The organism is Exiguobacterium sp. s91, from assembly GCF_018618915.1.
Lineage (GTDB): Bacteria > Bacillota > Bacilli > Exiguobacteriales > Exiguobacteriaceae > Exiguobacterium_A > Exiguobacterium_A abrahamii.
The window spans coordinates 12,794-28,717 of record NZ_JACSMZ010000007.1; the positions used below are offsets into that span (position 1 = coordinate 12,794).

General features: G+C 48.8%; 15 protein-coding genes and 2 tRNA genes. All 17 read right to left on the reverse strand.

Features of this window, described 5'->3' with window-relative positions; all coding sequences use genetic code 11:
• Nucleotides 1–86: 86 nt before the first annotated feature.
• The 17 genes from hpt to KNQ06_RS16645 all read right to left on the reverse strand — a co-directional run bounded on the left by hpt (nt 87) and on the right by KNQ06_RS16645 (nt 15,883).
• Complete coding sequence (hpt, locus tag KNQ06_RS16565; protein WP_023466560.1) at nt 87–632, reverse strand: hypoxanthine phosphoribosyltransferase; 546 nt, start codon at nt 630–632, stop codon at nt 87–89.
• A gap of 33 nt (nt 633–665) precedes the next feature.
• Nucleotides 666–1,898 (reverse strand): tRNA lysidine(34) synthetase TilS, encoded by a 1,233-nt coding sequence (gene tilS, locus KNQ06_RS16570; RefSeq protein WP_215148948.1) that lies wholly within the window; start codon nt 1,896–1,898, stop codon nt 666–668.
• Nucleotides 1,899–1,968: 70 nt separating this feature from the next.
• Nucleotides 1,969–2,040 (reverse strand) — tRNA-Glu (locus tag KNQ06_RS16575).
• 8 nt (nt 2,041–2,048) lie between these two features.
• Nucleotides 2,049–2,125: transfer RNA gene (locus KNQ06_RS16580), tRNA-Met, on the reverse strand.
• A 153-nt stretch (nt 2,126–2,278) separates the two neighbouring features.
• Nucleotides 2,279–2,794, reverse strand: a complete 516-nt coding sequence (locus KNQ06_RS16585; protein ID WP_023466558.1) for a S1 domain-containing RNA-binding protein — start codon at nt 2,792–2,794, stop codon at nt 2,279–2,281.
• Nucleotides 2,795–2,877: 83 nt separating this feature from the next.
• A complete protein-coding gene (locus tag KNQ06_RS16590; RefSeq protein ID WP_023466557.1) occupies nt 2,878–3,255 on the reverse strand; it encodes an FtsB family cell division protein in 378 nt (125 codons plus the stop codon).
• 66 nt (nt 3,256–3,321) lie between these two features.
• Entirely contained in the window at nt 3,322–3,594 is a 273-nt protein-coding gene (locus KNQ06_RS16595) for an RNA-binding S4 domain-containing protein (RefSeq protein WP_023466556.1), read from the reverse strand.
• Nucleotides 3,591–5,021, reverse strand: a complete 1,431-nt coding sequence (gene yabN / locus KNQ06_RS16600) for a bifunctional methyltransferase/pyrophosphohydrolase YabN (RefSeq protein WP_215148950.1) — start codon at nt 5,019–5,021, stop codon at nt 3,591–3,593. Before yabN ends, KNQ06_RS16595 begins: the two co-directional genes overlap by 4 nt.
• The gene (locus KNQ06_RS16605; RefSeq protein ID WP_215148952.1) at nt 5,018–6,565 is read right to left on the reverse strand and encodes a putative polysaccharide biosynthesis protein; all 1,548 of its coding nucleotides are present in this window, start codon (nt 6,563–6,565) and stop codon (nt 5,018–5,020) included. The genes yabN and KNQ06_RS16605 overlap by 4 nt, the downstream gene beginning before the upstream one ends.
• The gene (mfd, locus tag KNQ06_RS16610) at nt 6,562–10,077 is read right to left on the reverse strand and encodes a transcription-repair coupling factor (RefSeq protein ID WP_023466550.1); all 3,516 of its coding nucleotides are present in this window, start codon (nt 10,075–10,077) and stop codon (nt 6,562–6,564) included. Before mfd ends, KNQ06_RS16605 begins: the two co-directional genes overlap by 4 nt.
• Nucleotides 10,078–10,133: 56 nt before the next feature.
• Nucleotides 10,134–10,691 (reverse strand): aminoacyl-tRNA hydrolase, encoded by a 558-nt coding sequence (pth, locus tag KNQ06_RS16615; protein WP_023466549.1) that lies wholly within the window; start codon nt 10,689–10,691, stop codon nt 10,134–10,136.
• Nucleotides 10,692–10,779: 88 nt separating this feature from the next.
• Nucleotides 10,780–11,736, reverse strand: coding sequence for a ribose-phosphate diphosphokinase (locus tag KNQ06_RS16620; RefSeq protein WP_012368955.1), 957 nt, complete (start codon nt 11,734–11,736; stop codon nt 10,780–10,782).
• A gap of 55 nt (nt 11,737–11,791) precedes the next feature.
• A complete protein-coding gene (gene glmU, locus KNQ06_RS16625; protein WP_047392689.1) occupies nt 11,792–13,141 on the reverse strand; it encodes a bifunctional UDP-N-acetylglucosamine diphosphorylase/glucosamine-1-phosphate N-acetyltransferase GlmU in 1,350 nt (449 codons plus the stop codon).
• 167 nt (nt 13,142–13,308) lie between these two features.
• Nucleotides 13,309–13,620 carry a septation regulator SpoVG gene (gene spoVG, locus KNQ06_RS16630; RefSeq protein ID WP_064301046.1) on the reverse strand — a complete coding sequence of 104 codons (312 nt, stop codon included), beginning with the start codon at nt 13,618–13,620 and terminating at the stop codon, nt 13,309–13,311.
• A gap of 158 nt (nt 13,621–13,778) precedes the next feature.
• Nucleotides 13,779–14,618, reverse strand: a complete 840-nt coding sequence (purR, locus tag KNQ06_RS16635) for a pur operon repressor (RefSeq protein ID WP_023466544.1) — start codon at nt 14,616–14,618, stop codon at nt 13,779–13,781.
• A 69-nt stretch (nt 14,619–14,687) separates the two neighbouring features.
• Entirely contained in the window at nt 14,688–15,548 is an 861-nt protein-coding gene (gene ispE, locus KNQ06_RS16640; RefSeq protein WP_023466542.1) for a 4-(cytidine 5'-diphospho)-2-C-methyl-D-erythritol kinase, read from the reverse strand.
• A gap of 95 nt (nt 15,549–15,643) precedes the next feature.
• The gene (locus KNQ06_RS16645) at nt 15,644–15,883 is read right to left on the reverse strand and encodes a Veg family protein (RefSeq protein WP_012368950.1); all 240 of its coding nucleotides are present in this window, start codon (nt 15,881–15,883) and stop codon (nt 15,644–15,646) included.
• Nucleotides 15,884–15,924 lie beyond the last annotated feature (41 nt).

Below are 15,924 nucleotides of genomic sequence, written 5' to 3' on the forward strand. Positions count from 1 at the left end.
TAGTGGATGAATACGAATCCTGGCGCGACAGGGCGCGCTTTGTAATTGGTTTCATCTTATCATGGGACAGACGAGATTAAAAATAATTAGCCGCCGTAGACTGCAGGTTTCAAGACACCTACATACGGAAGGTTACGGTATTTCTCTTCGTAATCCAGACCATAACCGACGACGAATTCGTGTGGAATGACGAAGCCACTGTAATCTGCGTGCAAGTCATTCTTCCGTCCTGTTGGTTTGTCGAGCAACGTCACGATCTTAACGGACTTCGCTTTCCGGTACTTGAAGAGGTCGACGAGGTAGCCAAGCGTCAATCCGCTGTCGATGATATCTTCGACAATCAAGATGTCGCGTCCTTCTACCGATGTGTTCAAATCTTTTTCAATCTTGACTTCACCTGTTGATGTTGTCCCACCGTGATACGTTGAAACGTCCATGAAGTCCATTTCAAGGTGCATATCCATCTTTTTCACAAGATCAGACATGAAAGGCATTGCGCCTTTTAAGACACACACAAGCAACGGAAAACGATCGTGATAATCCGCTGTCAATTCGCCGGCGAGTTCGCCCACTTTATTTTGGATCTCTTCTTCTGAAATCAGTACTTTTTCCATATCGTTCATCAAGGTCATGCTAGGTATTCCTCCTCCATAATAAACACTACATTACCATTCTATCATTAAATAAGATTTTGCGAGGAGTTCAAATGACCCGAATATTGCAATTCGATGTCCAATGACGGCTAAAATCACTCCATTTGCATCGACGACGACCGGAACCTGTTCTCGGAGATAACGTGGAACCTTAGCATCAATCAGAATTCGACTGACTTTTTTCGAACCCACAGCAAGCTGAATCCGATCTCCTGGACGTGGCGGACGCACCGTCAACGGGAACGTAATCGCGTTCAGCGGGATACCTTGGTTTCCGATTGAGAAGCGAACCATTTGTTCACCATAATGATACGTTCCCAAATTCTCCCCTACTTGAAACGGTAAATCGTCATTCATTGACCGTATCACACGATCCTGCATCAAAAAGCCATATGCACGTCGCATCCTCCAGTTTCCATAATACACTTCGTCCGAGCCCTTATCCACCCGAAGCCACATGATGAAGTGACGAATCGTTTCTGAAGAAAACGTTTCTTTCGTTAGTGTCGGCAAGACAAGCCGCTGTAAATCCGTCGGTAATTCTAAAATACGTGCTATCGGAATTCCGTTTGCTTCCTTGCACCGGTCGAGATAGGTCGCGACGAATGTCGCCTGCTCACGCATGATTTGCTGTCGCGCATGTGCTGCCGCTGCTGTTGCTTGTTCAAACTCTGGCCGAATTTCTCGAAGTGGCGGCACAATCGTATGCCGGATTTGATTACGCAAATAAGTAGTTTCTGCATTTGACGCATCTTCTCGCCACGGGACTTCATGTTGCAGCGCATACTCGAGTAATGTTTGCTTCGATTCATGTAGCAACGGGCGATGCATCCAACCGTTACCAAATGGACGAACGACGGGAATACCATCAACCTGCGCTTCTCCACGAATGAGCTGAATGAGTAGCGTCTCAATTTGATCGTCTTGATGATGAGCGAGAATCAGACGCGAACGCCCGGTCTCTTCCATGATTCGTTCAAAAAACGCATATCTCTCTTCGCGACAAGCTGCTTGAGAGCTCGTACGTCCGGTCCATTCTAAACGTGTCATGAAAAAGGATATCTTTCGGGCCGTTGCCCACTCCTTAATAAAGCGCGCTTCTTCGTCGGACGCTTCTCGTAATCCATGATGCACATGCGCAATCGCGATATCGTAGCCTTCTTTGTACAAGCGATCAACGAGGACCATCGAATCACAACCTCCCGACACACCTACTAAAAGTGGTTCGAACGGCACACCTTCCATAACGACTTCACCCCTTTCCATCAAAACCTAAAAAAAGCTATCTCTATATAATAGAGATAGCTTTTGAGAATGACCCGTACGGGATTCGAACCCGTGTTACCGCCGTGAAAGGGCGGTGTCTTAACCGCTTGACCAACGGGCCAAAAAATATGGTAGCGGCGGAGGGAGTCGAACCCACGACCTCACGGGTATGAACCGTACGCTCTAGCCAGCTGAGCTACACCGCCATATTTTTAACTCGTGCGTCTTAAGCACATTTTCTATAATACGGGCAGGTCAAATGAAAGTCAACGCTTTTTCTAAAAATAATTTCAAAAAAATAAAAGATGGAATGAACGGCGTCATTCCATCTCTATTCTTATAAAGAACAGGTCAGCAAGTTATTGACGTTTTGCGCCGCGTCCGCCACGTTTTGAATCCGTTTGACGTTTCAATGTAGCAAGACGATCTTCACTATCTTTCAGGAAACTAGACATCAGCGTATCGAACGATTGTTCTTTGCGCGGTGGTGGTGTACCACGGCCGCCTTTGTTGAAGCCTCCACGGTTACCGCCTCCACGTGGTCCTTTGTTATCGAACGAACGTGGTCCACGATCTTGTCCTGCTGGACGTGGTCCACGGTCGAACTGACGTGCAGGACGAGGACGTTCGCCTTCTGGACGATCGACGGCTTTTTTGATGGAAAGACCGATCTTACCATCGTTTTCAACACTTAAGACTTTGACGGTGATTTCTTGACCAACCGTCAACACATCATTGATGTCTTTAACGTAAGAATCTGCCACTTCACTGATGTGAACAAGACCAGTTTTCCCTGTTGGTAACTCAACGAACGCTCCGAAATTCGTGATGCCTGTTACTTTCCCTTGCACTTTGCTGCCTACTTCAATCGACATAAATTGTATTGCTCCTTTTTAGTTGATTCGTTTCTTATTATACGAGTGATTCATTCTTTTTTCAATCAATCGGCAACCTTCAATTAGTCTTCCGGTGAAAAGTAGAAGATCGTTTCCCCTTTTTTCGAATAGAGCAACTCGCTCCGAGCTAAGTTCGCTACATACTCTTTATCATTGAGACGATTGATTTCTTCCTTCAGACGGGCGGTCTCTTTTTTCGCTTTCGTCTGCTCTTGTTCAGCGACTTGAAACGACTGCTTTTGTTCAGCGATCAATTGCCGTTTTTCCATGTATGACCACCCCATGAGGGAAAAGATGAGCAAAAAGACGGTCAGACACAGGAAAAAGCGATTTTTGAGGCGTCGACGGTTTTCGATGGCATTCTGACTCAACTGCTTCTTACGGTCATTGAGCGGCTTGATCTTTGGCGCTGGACGCCCTGATTCGAGCGGTGTTGGCATATCATCCCTCCTCTTTCTGAGTGGTCATCCCTGACACTCTTTAGTATACTTCCTTTTTCCGGTAAATTACATCGATTCTTCGGAATTCACCTTTTCTTCACGGATGATCTCATACATATCAGACGCTTCTTCTTTTTTAGCATGTTCTTTAATGCTCGAAATCGCAACCGTGACAATCTTGTTTCCGAACCGGATCGTCATCTCGTCACCCGCTGCTACCGTGCTACTTGCTTTCGCCACATTACCATTGATCGTAATCCGACCTTGATCCGCTACTTCTTTTGCAAGCGTCCGTCGTTTGATCAGACGCGATACTTTTAAAAATTTATCAAGTCTCATGACTGTTCCTCCTGCTTCGCTTGATGCCAGAGTGAATCTTGCTCTTCAAGCGTCATCTCAACGAGCGGTCGATCCGCTAGCTGTTCCATTCGCGTAAAGCGACGGATGAATTTATCATTCGTCTGTTGTAGCCCCTCTTCTGCCGAGAGACCAAGGTATTTCCCAACGAGTGTCATCGAAAACAGAACGTCTCCGAATTCACCTAGTCGTTCTTCTGGTGCGGCTTCCTTCAATTCACGTAACTCTTCGATTACTTTTTCAAGTGCACCCTCGACGTCACTCCATTCAAAACCGACTTTCGCCACTTTCTTTTGAATATCTTCTGCGCGCATCAAGGCAGGTGCTCCTTTTGTTACGCCATCGAGCAAGGAAGTCCGCTCCGGTTTTTCTTGTGCTTTGATGTCTTGCCAGTTCGAAACGACGTCTGCTGAAGAATCGACAGTCGCTTCCCCGAAGACATGTGGATGGCGACGAATCATCTTATCACTGACACTTCCGATGACGTCTCGAATATCAAAATACCCTTCATCTAGACCAATTTGTGCGTGGAGCATGACCTGTAAGAGGACGTCTCCTAGCTCTTCTATCATTAAGTTATCGTCCTGAAGGTCGATTGCTTCCAGTAATTCGTAAGATTCTTCGATTAAATGACGTTTTAAGGACTCATGCGTCTGCTCTTGATCCCACGGACAACCACCTTCACCGCGTAATCGCGCGATGATTTCTTTTAATGTCGCGAAATCACGGTTCAACGTCTGCTCATCCGTGACAGGCGGAACATAAACTGTCGTCAAGTTACTAAGCGTCGTCACATGATCGAGTTCGTATAACGGTACGCTTTGGACGGTTTGTTTGCTTGTCCCCGCTGCCGTGACAAGAGTGACCAAATGTTCGTCCGGATAACGTTCCATCAGCTGAACCTTTAAATCACCGGCGACGAGCGCATCATAGACTTGTCCAATCAGCAGATGTTGACGGATCTGTGCTTCATCGACGGCAAACGCCGTCGCATCAAGCAACTGGAATCCTTCAATTGGATCCACGCCAAGCGCCGCGAACATCGGATCAAGAAAACTTTGTCCGCCTACAACGTCGATCGCGTCTGTCCGCTCTAATAACTGTTGGACGGTGCTCTCAGCGACCAGCGGATGACCTGGAACGGCATAGATGATGTCCGTCGTCTTTGAGAGACGAAGCAATTCCTCAACGATTTCTGTGTATACGTCTTCAAACCGACTATGTCGTTCGTAAACCGAGTCAAATGATGTAAAGTTCATTCCCTCTGCTGCGAGTTCTGAAACGACTGGATGATCCATTGTCCGTAAATAGACGGGTTGTGTCGTGTTTTTTAATAATCGATAGATGCCAAACGGCAATTGTTCGAGTTCGCCGACGCCAAGGCCGACGATCGTAATTCGGTGTGTCATATGCTCCTCCTACGTTGGTACATCTGATATAACTTATCTCCTAAAGGCAATAGCGCCCACTCTTGTTCTGTTAATGCACGGACGCGTAATGCCATACTGCCATAAATGATGGCACCACCGACGACAAGGACGCCGACTTCGAGTGCCGCACCGATTCGTGTCTCAAGCTCAAACCGCTGGAAGAACGTTTCGATCAGATACAGAAACACACCCATGGCGAGCACAGGTAAGACCAGTCGTCGGTAGAACGTGTTTCCTGCCGATACGCGACCGAACTTTCGGTTTAATAAAGTCCATTGTGCTGCCGCCATGACGGCAAAGCCGCCAAATGTCGCCATACCCGCCCCGATCATACCATATCGGGGAATGAAATAGAGATTCAGAGCGAGCTTCGCCCCTAATCCGACAAGAACACCAACGAGCGCATATTTTTCAGCATCGACCGACTGGAGACAAGAGATGATCATCATCGCAATCGAAGCAGCAAATGCCGTCGCCGCGAGCCAAATCAACCCTGCTGTTCCCTGGTCATCTTGATATAACGCAATATTGAGCGGACGCATCACACCTATTAGTCCGATCGTCGCTGCAGCGGCAATCAACAGACCGGAACGGAGTAATGTCTCGAGTTGTTGACGCATCAACTGTGGATCGTGTTTACGGTATGCGGTCGATAAGGACGGAACGCTCGCAAGACTCATCGATGTCGCAAACAGAATCGCGAATTGGAGTAACGGATACCCACGGTCGAGCACCCCTTTTTCAATTTTTGTCTCCGTCGTATTGCCAAGTAGGTTAACGAACGTCAATCCATCGATCAATTGCATCAGCAATAAAGCAAGTGAGGCGATACTGACCGCCACCCCGCTTGTCACGAGCACTTTCCCGACTCGTCGTACGTGAATACTTGAAAACACAGGGCGACCGATCTTTCCTTTCGCAAAACGTAACAGGACGAATAACGAAACGATGCTGCCACCGATTGCTGTCAGATGGGCACTTGCACCAATCCAGTAGGGGTCAGCCTGCATCGAGACGCCGATATACGTCACGAGCAACAAAAGTCCGACACGGACGGCATTTTCAGAGACTTGGGATACAGCTGTTGGTCGCATCTCAAGATCCGCTTGAAACATGCCTCGCAGAACAGCAATCACGGGTAGTAAATAAAACGTACACGTCACCGCACGCAGGGGCACGACCAGTTTTGCATCGCCGAACCACCCCGCCAGTGTCGGAGCAATCCACCATCCGAGCAGACCAAAGAAAACCGTCATCGCAAGCAAGACATAAAAAATCGACCACAAAACTTCCCGTTTTTCATCTGGATGATGTAGCGTCAACTTCGCCACGATGACGGGCAGCGCATAAATCCCAAGCGCTGCCGCTATCGCGAATAATGGATAGACCGTCTGATAGACGTACAATCCGAAATCACCGGCGAGGTTCTGATACGGAATTCGGTAAAAGAAGCTGAGCAGTTTCGAGATATAACTAGAGATCGCAAGCAGTGCTGCGCCTTGCGCAATCGTTCGTCTATTCATCGCGCGACGAGCCGACGATCAAGCTCTGCTAGCAACTGTTCTGCCTGCATCGTCATCTGTTGCGTCGACTGTTTATTCCGGTTCAGGGTCAAGACGAGTTTCTGTTCTTGTTGTCCCATCCCTAGACCACGTCCAAGCGGAACGGTCCATTTGACGAAATCCGCCACATCGAGTTGTTGCGTTGATTGAAGCGACAAGACGATCTCGATTTTCGGATCGGTTTGTTTGACGCGCTCGACACGCGCCCGCTCGGCGAAAATCCGCATCCGCGTCAATTGGATTAAACGAGCAACCTCATCTGGGAACTCACCGAATCGTTCGAGCATCTCTGTTTCAAGTTGTTCGAGACTATCGACGGTATCGACATATTTCAAGCGTTTATAAAACTCGATTTTCAGCTCGGAGTCCGTCATGTAGTGCGATGGAATATACGCATCAAGACTGAACGTGAACTCGGGTACGAATTTCTGGACGCGTTTTTTACCTTTCATTCGTTCTTTGCGTTCTTCAACCGCTTCTGCCAGCATCTGCGAATAAAGATCGAAACCGACGGAGTCGATGAAGCCCGATTGTTGGGAGCCGAGTAAGTTCCCAGCACCACGAATCGATAAGTCACGCATCGCGATCTTAAAGCCACTACCGAGCTCCGTAAATTCCTTGATTGCCTGTAGACGACTTTCTGCTACTTCCGTCAATCGTTTTTGCGGACGGTACGTAAAGTACGAATAAGCAACGCGACTTGATCGACCAACACGACCGCGCAATTGATACAGCTGCGATAAGCCCATTTGATCCGCGTCATGAACGATCAACGTATTGACGTTCGGAATGTCGATTCCTGTCTCGATGATCGTCGTACTGACAAGAACATCCGCGTCCCCTTCGAAGAACGCGATCAACTGACTCTCGAGTTCGGTTTCCGTCATCCGACCGTGCGCCGTGACAATCCGTGCTTCCGGTACGAGCGCGCGAATCTCTTCTGCCTTTCGCTCGATGCCTTCGACCCGGTTATACAGGAAGAACGCTTGTCCCCCCCGACCGAGTTCCCGCTCGAGTGCTTCCCGCATGACGATTCCGTCGTATTCCATGACATACGTCTGGACCGGATAACGGTTTTCAGGTGGTGTCTCAAGGACCGAGAGATCGCGGATCCCGATCATCGACATGTGCAATGTCCGTGGAATCGGTGTCGCTGTCAACGTCAAGACGTCGACGTTCGTCTTCAACTGTTTCAGACGCTCTTTGTGTTTCACGCCGAATCGTTGCTCTTCATCAATGATCAACAATCCGATATCAGCGAACTGAACGTCTTTCGACAGCACACGGTGTGTCCCGACGACGACATCGATCGTTCCCTCTTTCAATCCTTGTTTCGTCGCCTTTAATTCTGCTGGCGAACGGAACCGGCTCATGACCGACACACGAATCGGCCATTCACTGAATCGCTCAAGCATCGTTTCGTAGTGTTGTTGCGCAAGGACGGTCGTCGGTACGAGTAACGCGACTTGTTTTCCAGACATGACCGCTTTGAACGCCGCTCGAATCGCAACTTCCGTTTTCCCATACCCGACGTCGCCACATAATAGACGATCCATCGGACGCGGACGTTCCATATCCTTCTTGATTTCAGCAATCGATCGCAATTGATCGACCGTTTCCTCATACGGGAACGAAGCCTCGAATGCTTGCATGTTATCGTCGTCCTCTGGGAACGCAAAACCGACGGCAGCTTCACGAGCCGCATAGAGCTTGATCAACTCATCAGCAATATCCTCGACCGATTTCTGGACCTTCGCTTTGACCTTTTTCCATTCCGTTCCACCGAGTTTATAGATCTTCGGCTCTTTTCCTTCAGCCCCGACATACTTTTGAATCAAGTCGATTTGATCGACAGGAACATACAACGAGTCCTCTCCCGCGTAAACGAGATGGAGATAATCCTGATGATTACCGGCTACATCAATCGTCTTGATGCCGTGGTATCGTCCAATCCCATGATGAATATGAACGACGTAATCGCCTGTCTTCAATTCTTGGTAGCTCTTGATCCGTTCAGCGTTCGTCAGCTTCGTCGTTTGCTTCCGGCGACGCGCTGGTTGCTTGAAGACTTCTTCTTCCGTGATGACGACGAGACGCGCATTCGTCATCTCGAATCCACCATGAATTCCCCCAATCAGGATCGCGGGTTGACCACGAGTGATGCCTTCTTTTGTTACGATCGACGCTTCGACCCCATAGTCGGACAACGTCTGACGCATCCGCTCGGCACGTTCTCGGTTACTCGCTAAGAAGACCATCCACATGTCCGCGCGACGATATCGCTCGACTTCTTGCTTCAGGCGTTCCATCTGACCATGGAACGGTGCAATCGGTTTGATGCTGAAATGGATTGCCGCACTTTCTGGTACTCCACTCCGGCGAGTCGGTAAGAGCGATAGGTACAACAAGGGCTGTCCTTCAAAGACATGTGCCATCGGAACGGACAGGACGTAATCACTGACGCTTTGTCCGCGTTCAATGAGAGACGCCATCCATTCTGCTTCCTCTGCATCCTGGACTTCCGCCGCTTCTTCGACCCGTGCGACTTCATCAACGATCAAGACACTTCCCGTCACGTCTTGACGTAGCGTCGACGTGTAGAGGATCGGTGCATACTTCGCGAACTGTTTCGGACGATCGCCGTTTTCTAACAACTCGACGTCATAAGCAATGCCCTCTTCAAGTGCCGCGAGGACTTCCGTACTTTGGACGCGCTCTTTCGTCGCCTCATAAAGACGACGGACTTTTTCACCCGCATCCTTCAACTGATCCTTCGTCGCGAAGTGTTCCGCCGCTGGCATCAAACATGCTTCTGCGACGACACCGAGCGAACGTTGTGTCTCCGCATCGAATGTATAGATTGAGTCGACTTCCTCGTCGAATAGATCGAGCCGGTATGGGCGTTCGACCGTAAGCGGATAAATATCGATGATACTTCCGCGAACAGCAAACTCACCTGGTGTCGTCACCGTCGCTGTCCGTTCGTACCCCGCATCGACTAAATCCTGGACGAAGTCCGGAATCGATAAGATGTCGCCCGGCTTCACTTGTTTGACGTGTGACAGGAACGTCTGTGCATCCGGAACATATCGACGTAAACCGACGAGCGGAATGATCAAAATTCCGTCGTCCGTCGTCAGTAAACGATGACGGGTCTCGATCCGCGTCGCCCGCAGTTCTGGACTTGCGCCATAAGAAAGTTCTGCTGCTAACGTCTCATCGACCGGATAGAGCATGACGTCTTCTTCCGGTACGAGTTCAATCAAATCATCGTACAGTTTTTGTGCTTGGAACATATTATGTGTCACGAGTACGAATCGACGTTTCGTCTCCTGATAAATCCCGGCGACGAACAATGCTTTCCCACTGTTCATCAGACCGGTGATCAACTGAGCGTTGACACCGTCCCGGAAACGTTCCCGAACCGTCTTGATTTCAGGAATCGCTAGTAAGAGTTCTTGTAATTGTTTCATCTTCTTCCTCCTAAAACACGACAGCAAAAACGCTTTGGAACCCCAAAGCGTTGCGTTCAGTTATACCGATTCATCAAAGCGAGAAACGGTGTGTCTATGAAGTCCGTCGCTACATCGACAGACGCATTGAGTACATGTTGCAGACTTCCTTGCTCCGCCTTCGAAAAATTCATTAACACCCAGTCAATGACTTGGATGGGTGCCGGTGGTCGACCGACGCCGAGCTTAAGGCGCTTGATCTCCTGCGTACCGAGGTGCTGGATCAACGACTTGACGCCGTTATGACCGCCTGCACTGCCTTTTGAACGCAACCGTAGTTTCTCAAGCGGCAAGTCCAGATCGTCATAGATGACGAGCACATCTTCGACCGCGATTTTATAGAAATCAAGTAACGGTCGCACCGCTTCACCTGATAAGTTCATATACGTCAATGGCTTGACGAGCACGACACGTTCTCCGTTTATCATTCCCGTTCCGAAGAGGGCTTTAAACTTCGATTCTGAAAGCTTGATCCCGTGCTTCTCCGCTAAGGCATCAATCGCAAGAAAACCGATGTTGTGGCGCGTATTCGCATACTTCGCTCCAGGATTCCCTAATCCGACGATACATTTCATATCGATTCCTCATTTCTATTAAAAAAAGTAAACGAACAAGGGTCCGATTTCAATAAACCGGACCACGTCGTTCGTATGCATCAAGCAATCAGCTGAAGAGCGGGCTGATTGATTTCTGTTCGTGTACACGGATGATTGCTTCTGCAAGCAAGCGTGCCACAGAGATTTGTTTGATTTTGCTTGCACATTCGCGTTGTGTCAAGTCGATCGTGTTCAAGACGACGAGTTCTTCGATCGCTGAGTTCTCAATCCGTTCCATTGCTGGACCCGAAAGAACAGGGTGTGTACAACATGCATAGACTTGTTTCGCTCCGTTTTCGATCAAAGCGTTCGCTGCAAGTGTGATCGTACCCGCTGTATCGATGATGTCATCGATAATGATGGCAATCTTGCCATCGACTTGACCGACGATGTTCATGACTTCTGCGACGTTCGGTTTCGGACGGCGTTTGTCGATGATCGCGATCGGTGCTTTTAATTGTTCTGCTAATTTACGTGCCCGTGTGACACCGCCATGGTCTGGAGAAACAATGACGAGTTCGTTTGGATCGATGTTCTTTTTCTCGAAGTATGAAGCGAGAAGCGGTACACCCATCAATTGATCTACTGGAATATCGAAGAACCCTTGGATTTGTGCTGCATGGAGATCCATCGTCACGACGCGTGTCGCCCCTGCTACTTCAAGCAAGTTCGCAACGAGTTTCGCCGTGATTGGCTCACGTGAACGTGCTTTGCGGTCTTGACGCGCATAACCGTAATATGGAATGACGACGTTGATTGTCCGTGCAGACGCCCGTTTCAGTGCATCGATCATGATGAGAAGTTCCATCAGGTTTTCGTTGACTGGTTGGCTTGTCGATTGAATGATGTAAATATCATCCCCTCGGACACTTTCTTCGATGTTCATCGAAATTTCGCCATCACTGAAGTGTTTGACTGAACTTTCGCTCACCGGGATTCCGATGACTTTAGCGATTTCCTCTGCCAGTGGTTTGTTCGAGTTGAGTGCGAAAATACGAATTTCATGTTCTAAGACAGTAGACATGTGTAGGTGGCCTCCATTTGTTTGGGTTTAGACGAGTAGAGCGACAATTAATGAATTAACGATAATCGGGTTTCGTCGTTTGACGTTCCCGTGCGATCGCGAGACCGTTTTCCGGCACATCATCCGTGACGGTTGATCCGGCAGCAACAAGGGCATTCTTGCCGACCGTGACCGGTGCAATCAAGTTGACGTTACAGCCGATGAAAGCATCGTCCTCAATGATCGTCTGGAATTTATTTTTTCCATCGTAGTTGACCGTGATTGATCCACAACCGAGGTTGACGTTCTCTCCGATCGTCGCATCTCCGACATAGCTCAGGTGTGCTGATTTGCTACCTTCGCCAAATGTTGATTTCTTGATCTCAACAAAGTTTCCGACGCGTGTGTTCGCACCGAGAACCGCTTGCTGACGTAAATGCGCGAATGGACCGACTTGTGCCGCCGGACCAATCTTGCTATCCGTGACGACGGATTGACGAACAATGGCACCATCTGCCACTTCACTATTGCGGATATCCGAGTTCGGACCAATCGTACATTCTGAACCAATGACCGTGCGACCGAGTAATTGCGTTCCCGGATAAAGAACAGTATCTGAACCGATCGTGACGTCCGGTCCGATATACGTCGAAGACGGATCAACGAATGTGACACCCTGACGCATCCAGTACTCGTTCGTCCGCTTACGCATCGATGTTTCCGCTTGCGCAAGTGCGACGCGATCGTTGACACCGATTGTCTCTTCGAACGTAGGTGCCGCATACGCTGCGATCGTTTCGCCTGCTGCTTTAGCAATCTCAATCACGTCTGGTAAGTAATACTCACCTTGCGCGTTATCGTTCTTGACCTGCTTCAGCGTTGCGAACAACATCTCGTTATCAAATACATACGTACCGGTATTGATTTCCCGAAGTGCAAGCTCTTCTGCATTCGCATCCTTGTGCTCGACGATTTTCGAGACGTTTCCATCTTCGCCACGCACGATTCGTCCGTAACCTGTCGGATCGTCAGCGAGTGCCGTCAAGACAGTCACTTTTGCGTTCGTATCCGTATGATGTTGTAACAATGAAGACAGTGTCTCGCTCGTCAAGAGTGGTGTATCGCCACAGACGACGAGTGTTGCTCCCTGTTCGTTCCCGAGTACGGGTTCTGCCATTTGAACAGCATGACCTGTGCCAAGCTGCTCACTTTGAAGTGCGTATTCCACCGATGTGCCAAGCACTTCTTTGACGGATTCCGCACCGTGACCGACGATGACGACCTGTCGCTTGACGCCGAGCGTCGCTAATTGATCGACGACGTGCTGTACCATAGGTTTCCCAGCGACTGGGTGAAGTACTTTGTAAAGCTTCGATTTCATCCGAGTTCCTTTACCCGCTGCTAGAATTACCGCGAAATGATTCATCCTTGTCGCTCCTCCACGTAAATTAGTGTTGATTTCGTTCTGAAATAGTACACTCGTTCCAACTATAACGAAAATGGCATCGTTATTCAATGATGGGACGAAGCGGAATCGAGGAAAAAACGAGAAAAAAGACAGGTTTTCCCAAGAAGAGAAAACCTGTCTTTTTCTTATGCTTGATCTGTCGTTTGGGCAGAAGAGACTTCGTAACCGAGGCCTTCTTCTTGATCCTCACGTGCCGCATAGGCTTCGAGTACTGAATCTTCGACCTTTTTTCGCATTAATGCATTGATTGGATGAGCGACATCCCGGAAGATACCTTCTTGCGTTCGTTTGCTTGGCATGGCGACGAAGAGACCACTGTTCCCTTCGATCACACGCAAATCATGTACCACGAATTCGTGGTCGAGCGTAATAGAGGCAAGTGCTTTCATTCGACCCTCTGCCACGACGCGACGAATTTTAACGTCCGTAACGTTCATTTTGTCCGCACCCCTTTAACCGTTGTCACAACTCTTCGTTGTCTACTTCTACTTACGGCTTAAAACAAACAAAGGTTTAGTCTTTCCCAATCTTTTTACGCATAATTTCCAAAAGTTTGATAATTACAGTATAGTTACAATCCATGCAGCTGTCAATTTCAGGTAGTCTCTGCTTCCGAGAAATAGTGATCGACGTTTCCACGCTTGACTTGAATTTGACCAAGATCGACGTCGACGTCCGCTAATTTCATTAAGCTGACGTATTCGTTGACCATCTTCTTCTCGGCACCCTCTGCCTCGATCAAGACACCCACACCTGCGACCTTTGCTTCGAACTCGCTCAAGAGACTCATCATTCCGCGAATCGTTCCGCCGGCTTTCATGAAGTCATCGATCAATAAGACGTTCGCCCCGCGTGGTAAACTCCGACGCGCAAGTGCCATCGTCCGAATCGCTTTTGAAGACCCTGAGACATAGTTGATACTGACCGTTGAACCTTCTGTCACGCGACTATCCGAACGCACGATGACGAACGGCACACCAAGTTGCTCAGCGACCGCATAAGCAAGTGGAATCCCTTTCGTCGCGATTGTCATGACGACATCGACTTTCTTTTGGCTAAAGACAGATGCAAACACTTGCCCCATTTGTTTGACCATCTTCGGATCCCCGAGTAAGTCCGTCAAATAAAGGTATCCCCCTGGCAACAGTCGATCTGGACGTGCGACACGTTCACATAGATCGTCGATGAACGGTAACGCCTTCTTACTGCTCCACGTTGGGATGAACATGACGCCACCCGCAGCACCTGGTACCGTGACGAGACGACCCGTTCCCTCATGCTCTAACATCTCGCTGACGATATCTAAATCCTCACTGATCGACGATTTCGCCGATTTATAGCGTTCTGCAAAAATCGTCAATGAGACGAGATGATGGGGATGGTCAAGCAAGTACCGCGTCATGTCGACCAATCGACCACTTCTCCGAATTTTCATTTGTTTTGTTCCACCTCTCCGTAATTCCGAATATTCAATAGTGAATATATCATTTTCATACGGATATTATCAATGGTTTTCGCCTAAAAGACGAACGACGTAGACTTCGTTACAAAAGCCGCGTAATCCATTATAGAGACGTTGTGCCCGATTCTCGTGTTCCGTCAACGCAAAGACCGTCGGACCACTTCCGCTCATCAAGACGCCTTCTGCGCCACAACTCGCCATGAATTCCTTGATCTGCTCGACTTCCGGGTGCATCGGCAACGTGACCGATTCGAGAACATTACCGAGTGACTGGCAAATGCCTTGGAAATCTTGCGCCTTCACCGCATCGATCATCGCTTCGACGTTCGGACGTTTTGCCGTGTTCAAGTCAAGAGCACCATAGACGTCAGCCGTCGAGACACCAATCGTCGGTTTAGCAAGAACGACCCAGCATGGGGGTGGTGAGACAAGTTTTTCTAGCTTCTCTCCGCGACCCGTTGCAATCGCCGTTCCTCCCATGACACAAAATGGGACGTCAGAGCCAACCGCTGCCCCGACTTCCGCCAACTCTTCCAGCGTCAAGCCAAGTTGCCATAACTCGTTCAAACCACGTAATGTCGCTGCTGCGTCACTAGAACCACCTGCAAGTCCCGCTGCGACCGGGATGTGTTTTTCTAAGAAGATTTCGACCCCTGTCTTGACGTCGTATTTTTCTTTTAAGATCGCTGCTGCTTTATACGCAAGATTACGTTCGTCGTTCGGAACGTAAGCATGCTGGGCATTCATTCGAATTTCTCCTGACGGCAGCTCCGTCAATTCTAGACGGTCTGCCAAATCGACTGTCGTCATCACCATATGTACATCGTGATAGCCGTCCGGGCGCTTTGCCGTCGCATCCAGGACTAGGTTGATCTTGGCCGGAGCCTTTACAATAATCGTCATCGTGCCGTTCCTCCTCTAGTTCGTTTCCTGTAGGAATTGTATCAACCTTTCCACAAAAAAAGAAGCGAACATTTTGTCCGCTTCGGAAGGTAAGTTTACGAATTCGCAAATTCGATTTGTACGGAGTCTGTTAGCACGTCGGCGTAGCTATAAGAAACTCGCTCGACATTGTGGCGCTCTGCGTCTAGCTTGACTACAAACACCGAAGGATACGTCTCAACGAGCGTTCCGATTCGGGTTACGACCTTTTTACGACCGCCGCTTGCTTTTAGCGTCAGTCTTTCACCAACATGTGTTTCGAAAACATGTCTGATTTCGTTCAACGTCTTTGGCATACGCTTCACCTCACTAATATTTATTATAGCATATTAAATAA

What these genes read in the sequence shown, in the direction of transcription:
- KNQ06_RS16605 (WP_215148952.1), bottom strand. Translation starts at nt 6,565, where the DNA reads ATGAATAGACGAACGATTGCGCAAGGCGCAGCACTGCTTGCGATCTCT.
- glmU (WP_047392689.1), bottom strand. Translation starts at nt 13,141, where the DNA reads ATGAATCATTTCGCGGTAATTCTAGCAGCGGGTAAAGGAACTCGGATG.
- spoVG (WP_064301046.1), bottom strand. Translation starts at nt 13,620, where the DNA reads ATGAACGTTACGGACGTTAAAATTCGTCGCGTCGTGGCAGAGGGTCGA.
- mfd (WP_023466550.1), bottom strand. Translation starts at nt 10,077, where the DNA reads ATGAAACAATTACAAGAACTCTTACTAGCGATTCCTGAAATCAAGACG.
- purR (WP_023466544.1), bottom strand. Translation starts at nt 14,618, where the DNA reads ATGAAAATTCGGAGAAGTGGTCGATTGGTCGACATGACGCGGTACTTG.
- tilS (WP_215148948.1), bottom strand. Translation starts at nt 1,898, where the DNA reads ATGGAAGGTGTGCCGTTCGAACCACTTTTAGTAGGTGTGTCGGGAGGT.
- KNQ06_RS16585 (WP_023466558.1), bottom strand. Translation starts at nt 2,794, where the DNA reads ATGTCGATTGAAGTAGGCAGCAAAGTGCAAGGGAAAGTAACAGGCATC.
- ispE (WP_023466542.1), bottom strand. Translation starts at nt 15,548, where the DNA reads ATGACGATTATTGTAAAGGCTCCGGCCAAGATCAACCTAGTCCTGGAT.
- KNQ06_RS16590 (WP_023466557.1), bottom strand. Translation starts at nt 3,255, where the DNA reads ATGCCAACACCGCTCGAATCAGGGCGTCCAGCGCCAAAGATCAAGCCG.
- yabN (WP_215148950.1), bottom strand. Translation starts at nt 5,021, where the DNA reads ATGACACACCGAATTACGATCGTCGGCCTTGGCGTCGGCGAACTCGAA.
- KNQ06_RS16620 (WP_012368955.1), bottom strand. Translation starts at nt 11,736, where the DNA reads ATGTCTACTGTCTTAGAACATGAAATTCGTATTTTCGCACTCAACTCG.
- KNQ06_RS16645 (WP_012368950.1), bottom strand. Translation starts at nt 15,883, where the DNA reads ATGCCAAAGACGTTGAACGAAATCAGACATGTTTTCGAAACACATGTT.
- hpt (WP_023466560.1), bottom strand. Translation starts at nt 632, where the DNA reads ATGACCTTGATGAACGATATGGAAAAAGTACTGATTTCAGAAGAAGAG.
- KNQ06_RS16595 (WP_023466556.1), bottom strand. Translation starts at nt 3,594, where the DNA reads ATGAGACTTGATAAATTTTTAAAAGTATCGCGTCTGATCAAACGACGG.
- pth (WP_023466549.1), bottom strand. Translation starts at nt 10,691, where the DNA reads ATGAAATGTATCGTCGGATTAGGGAATCCTGGAGCGAAGTATGCGAAT.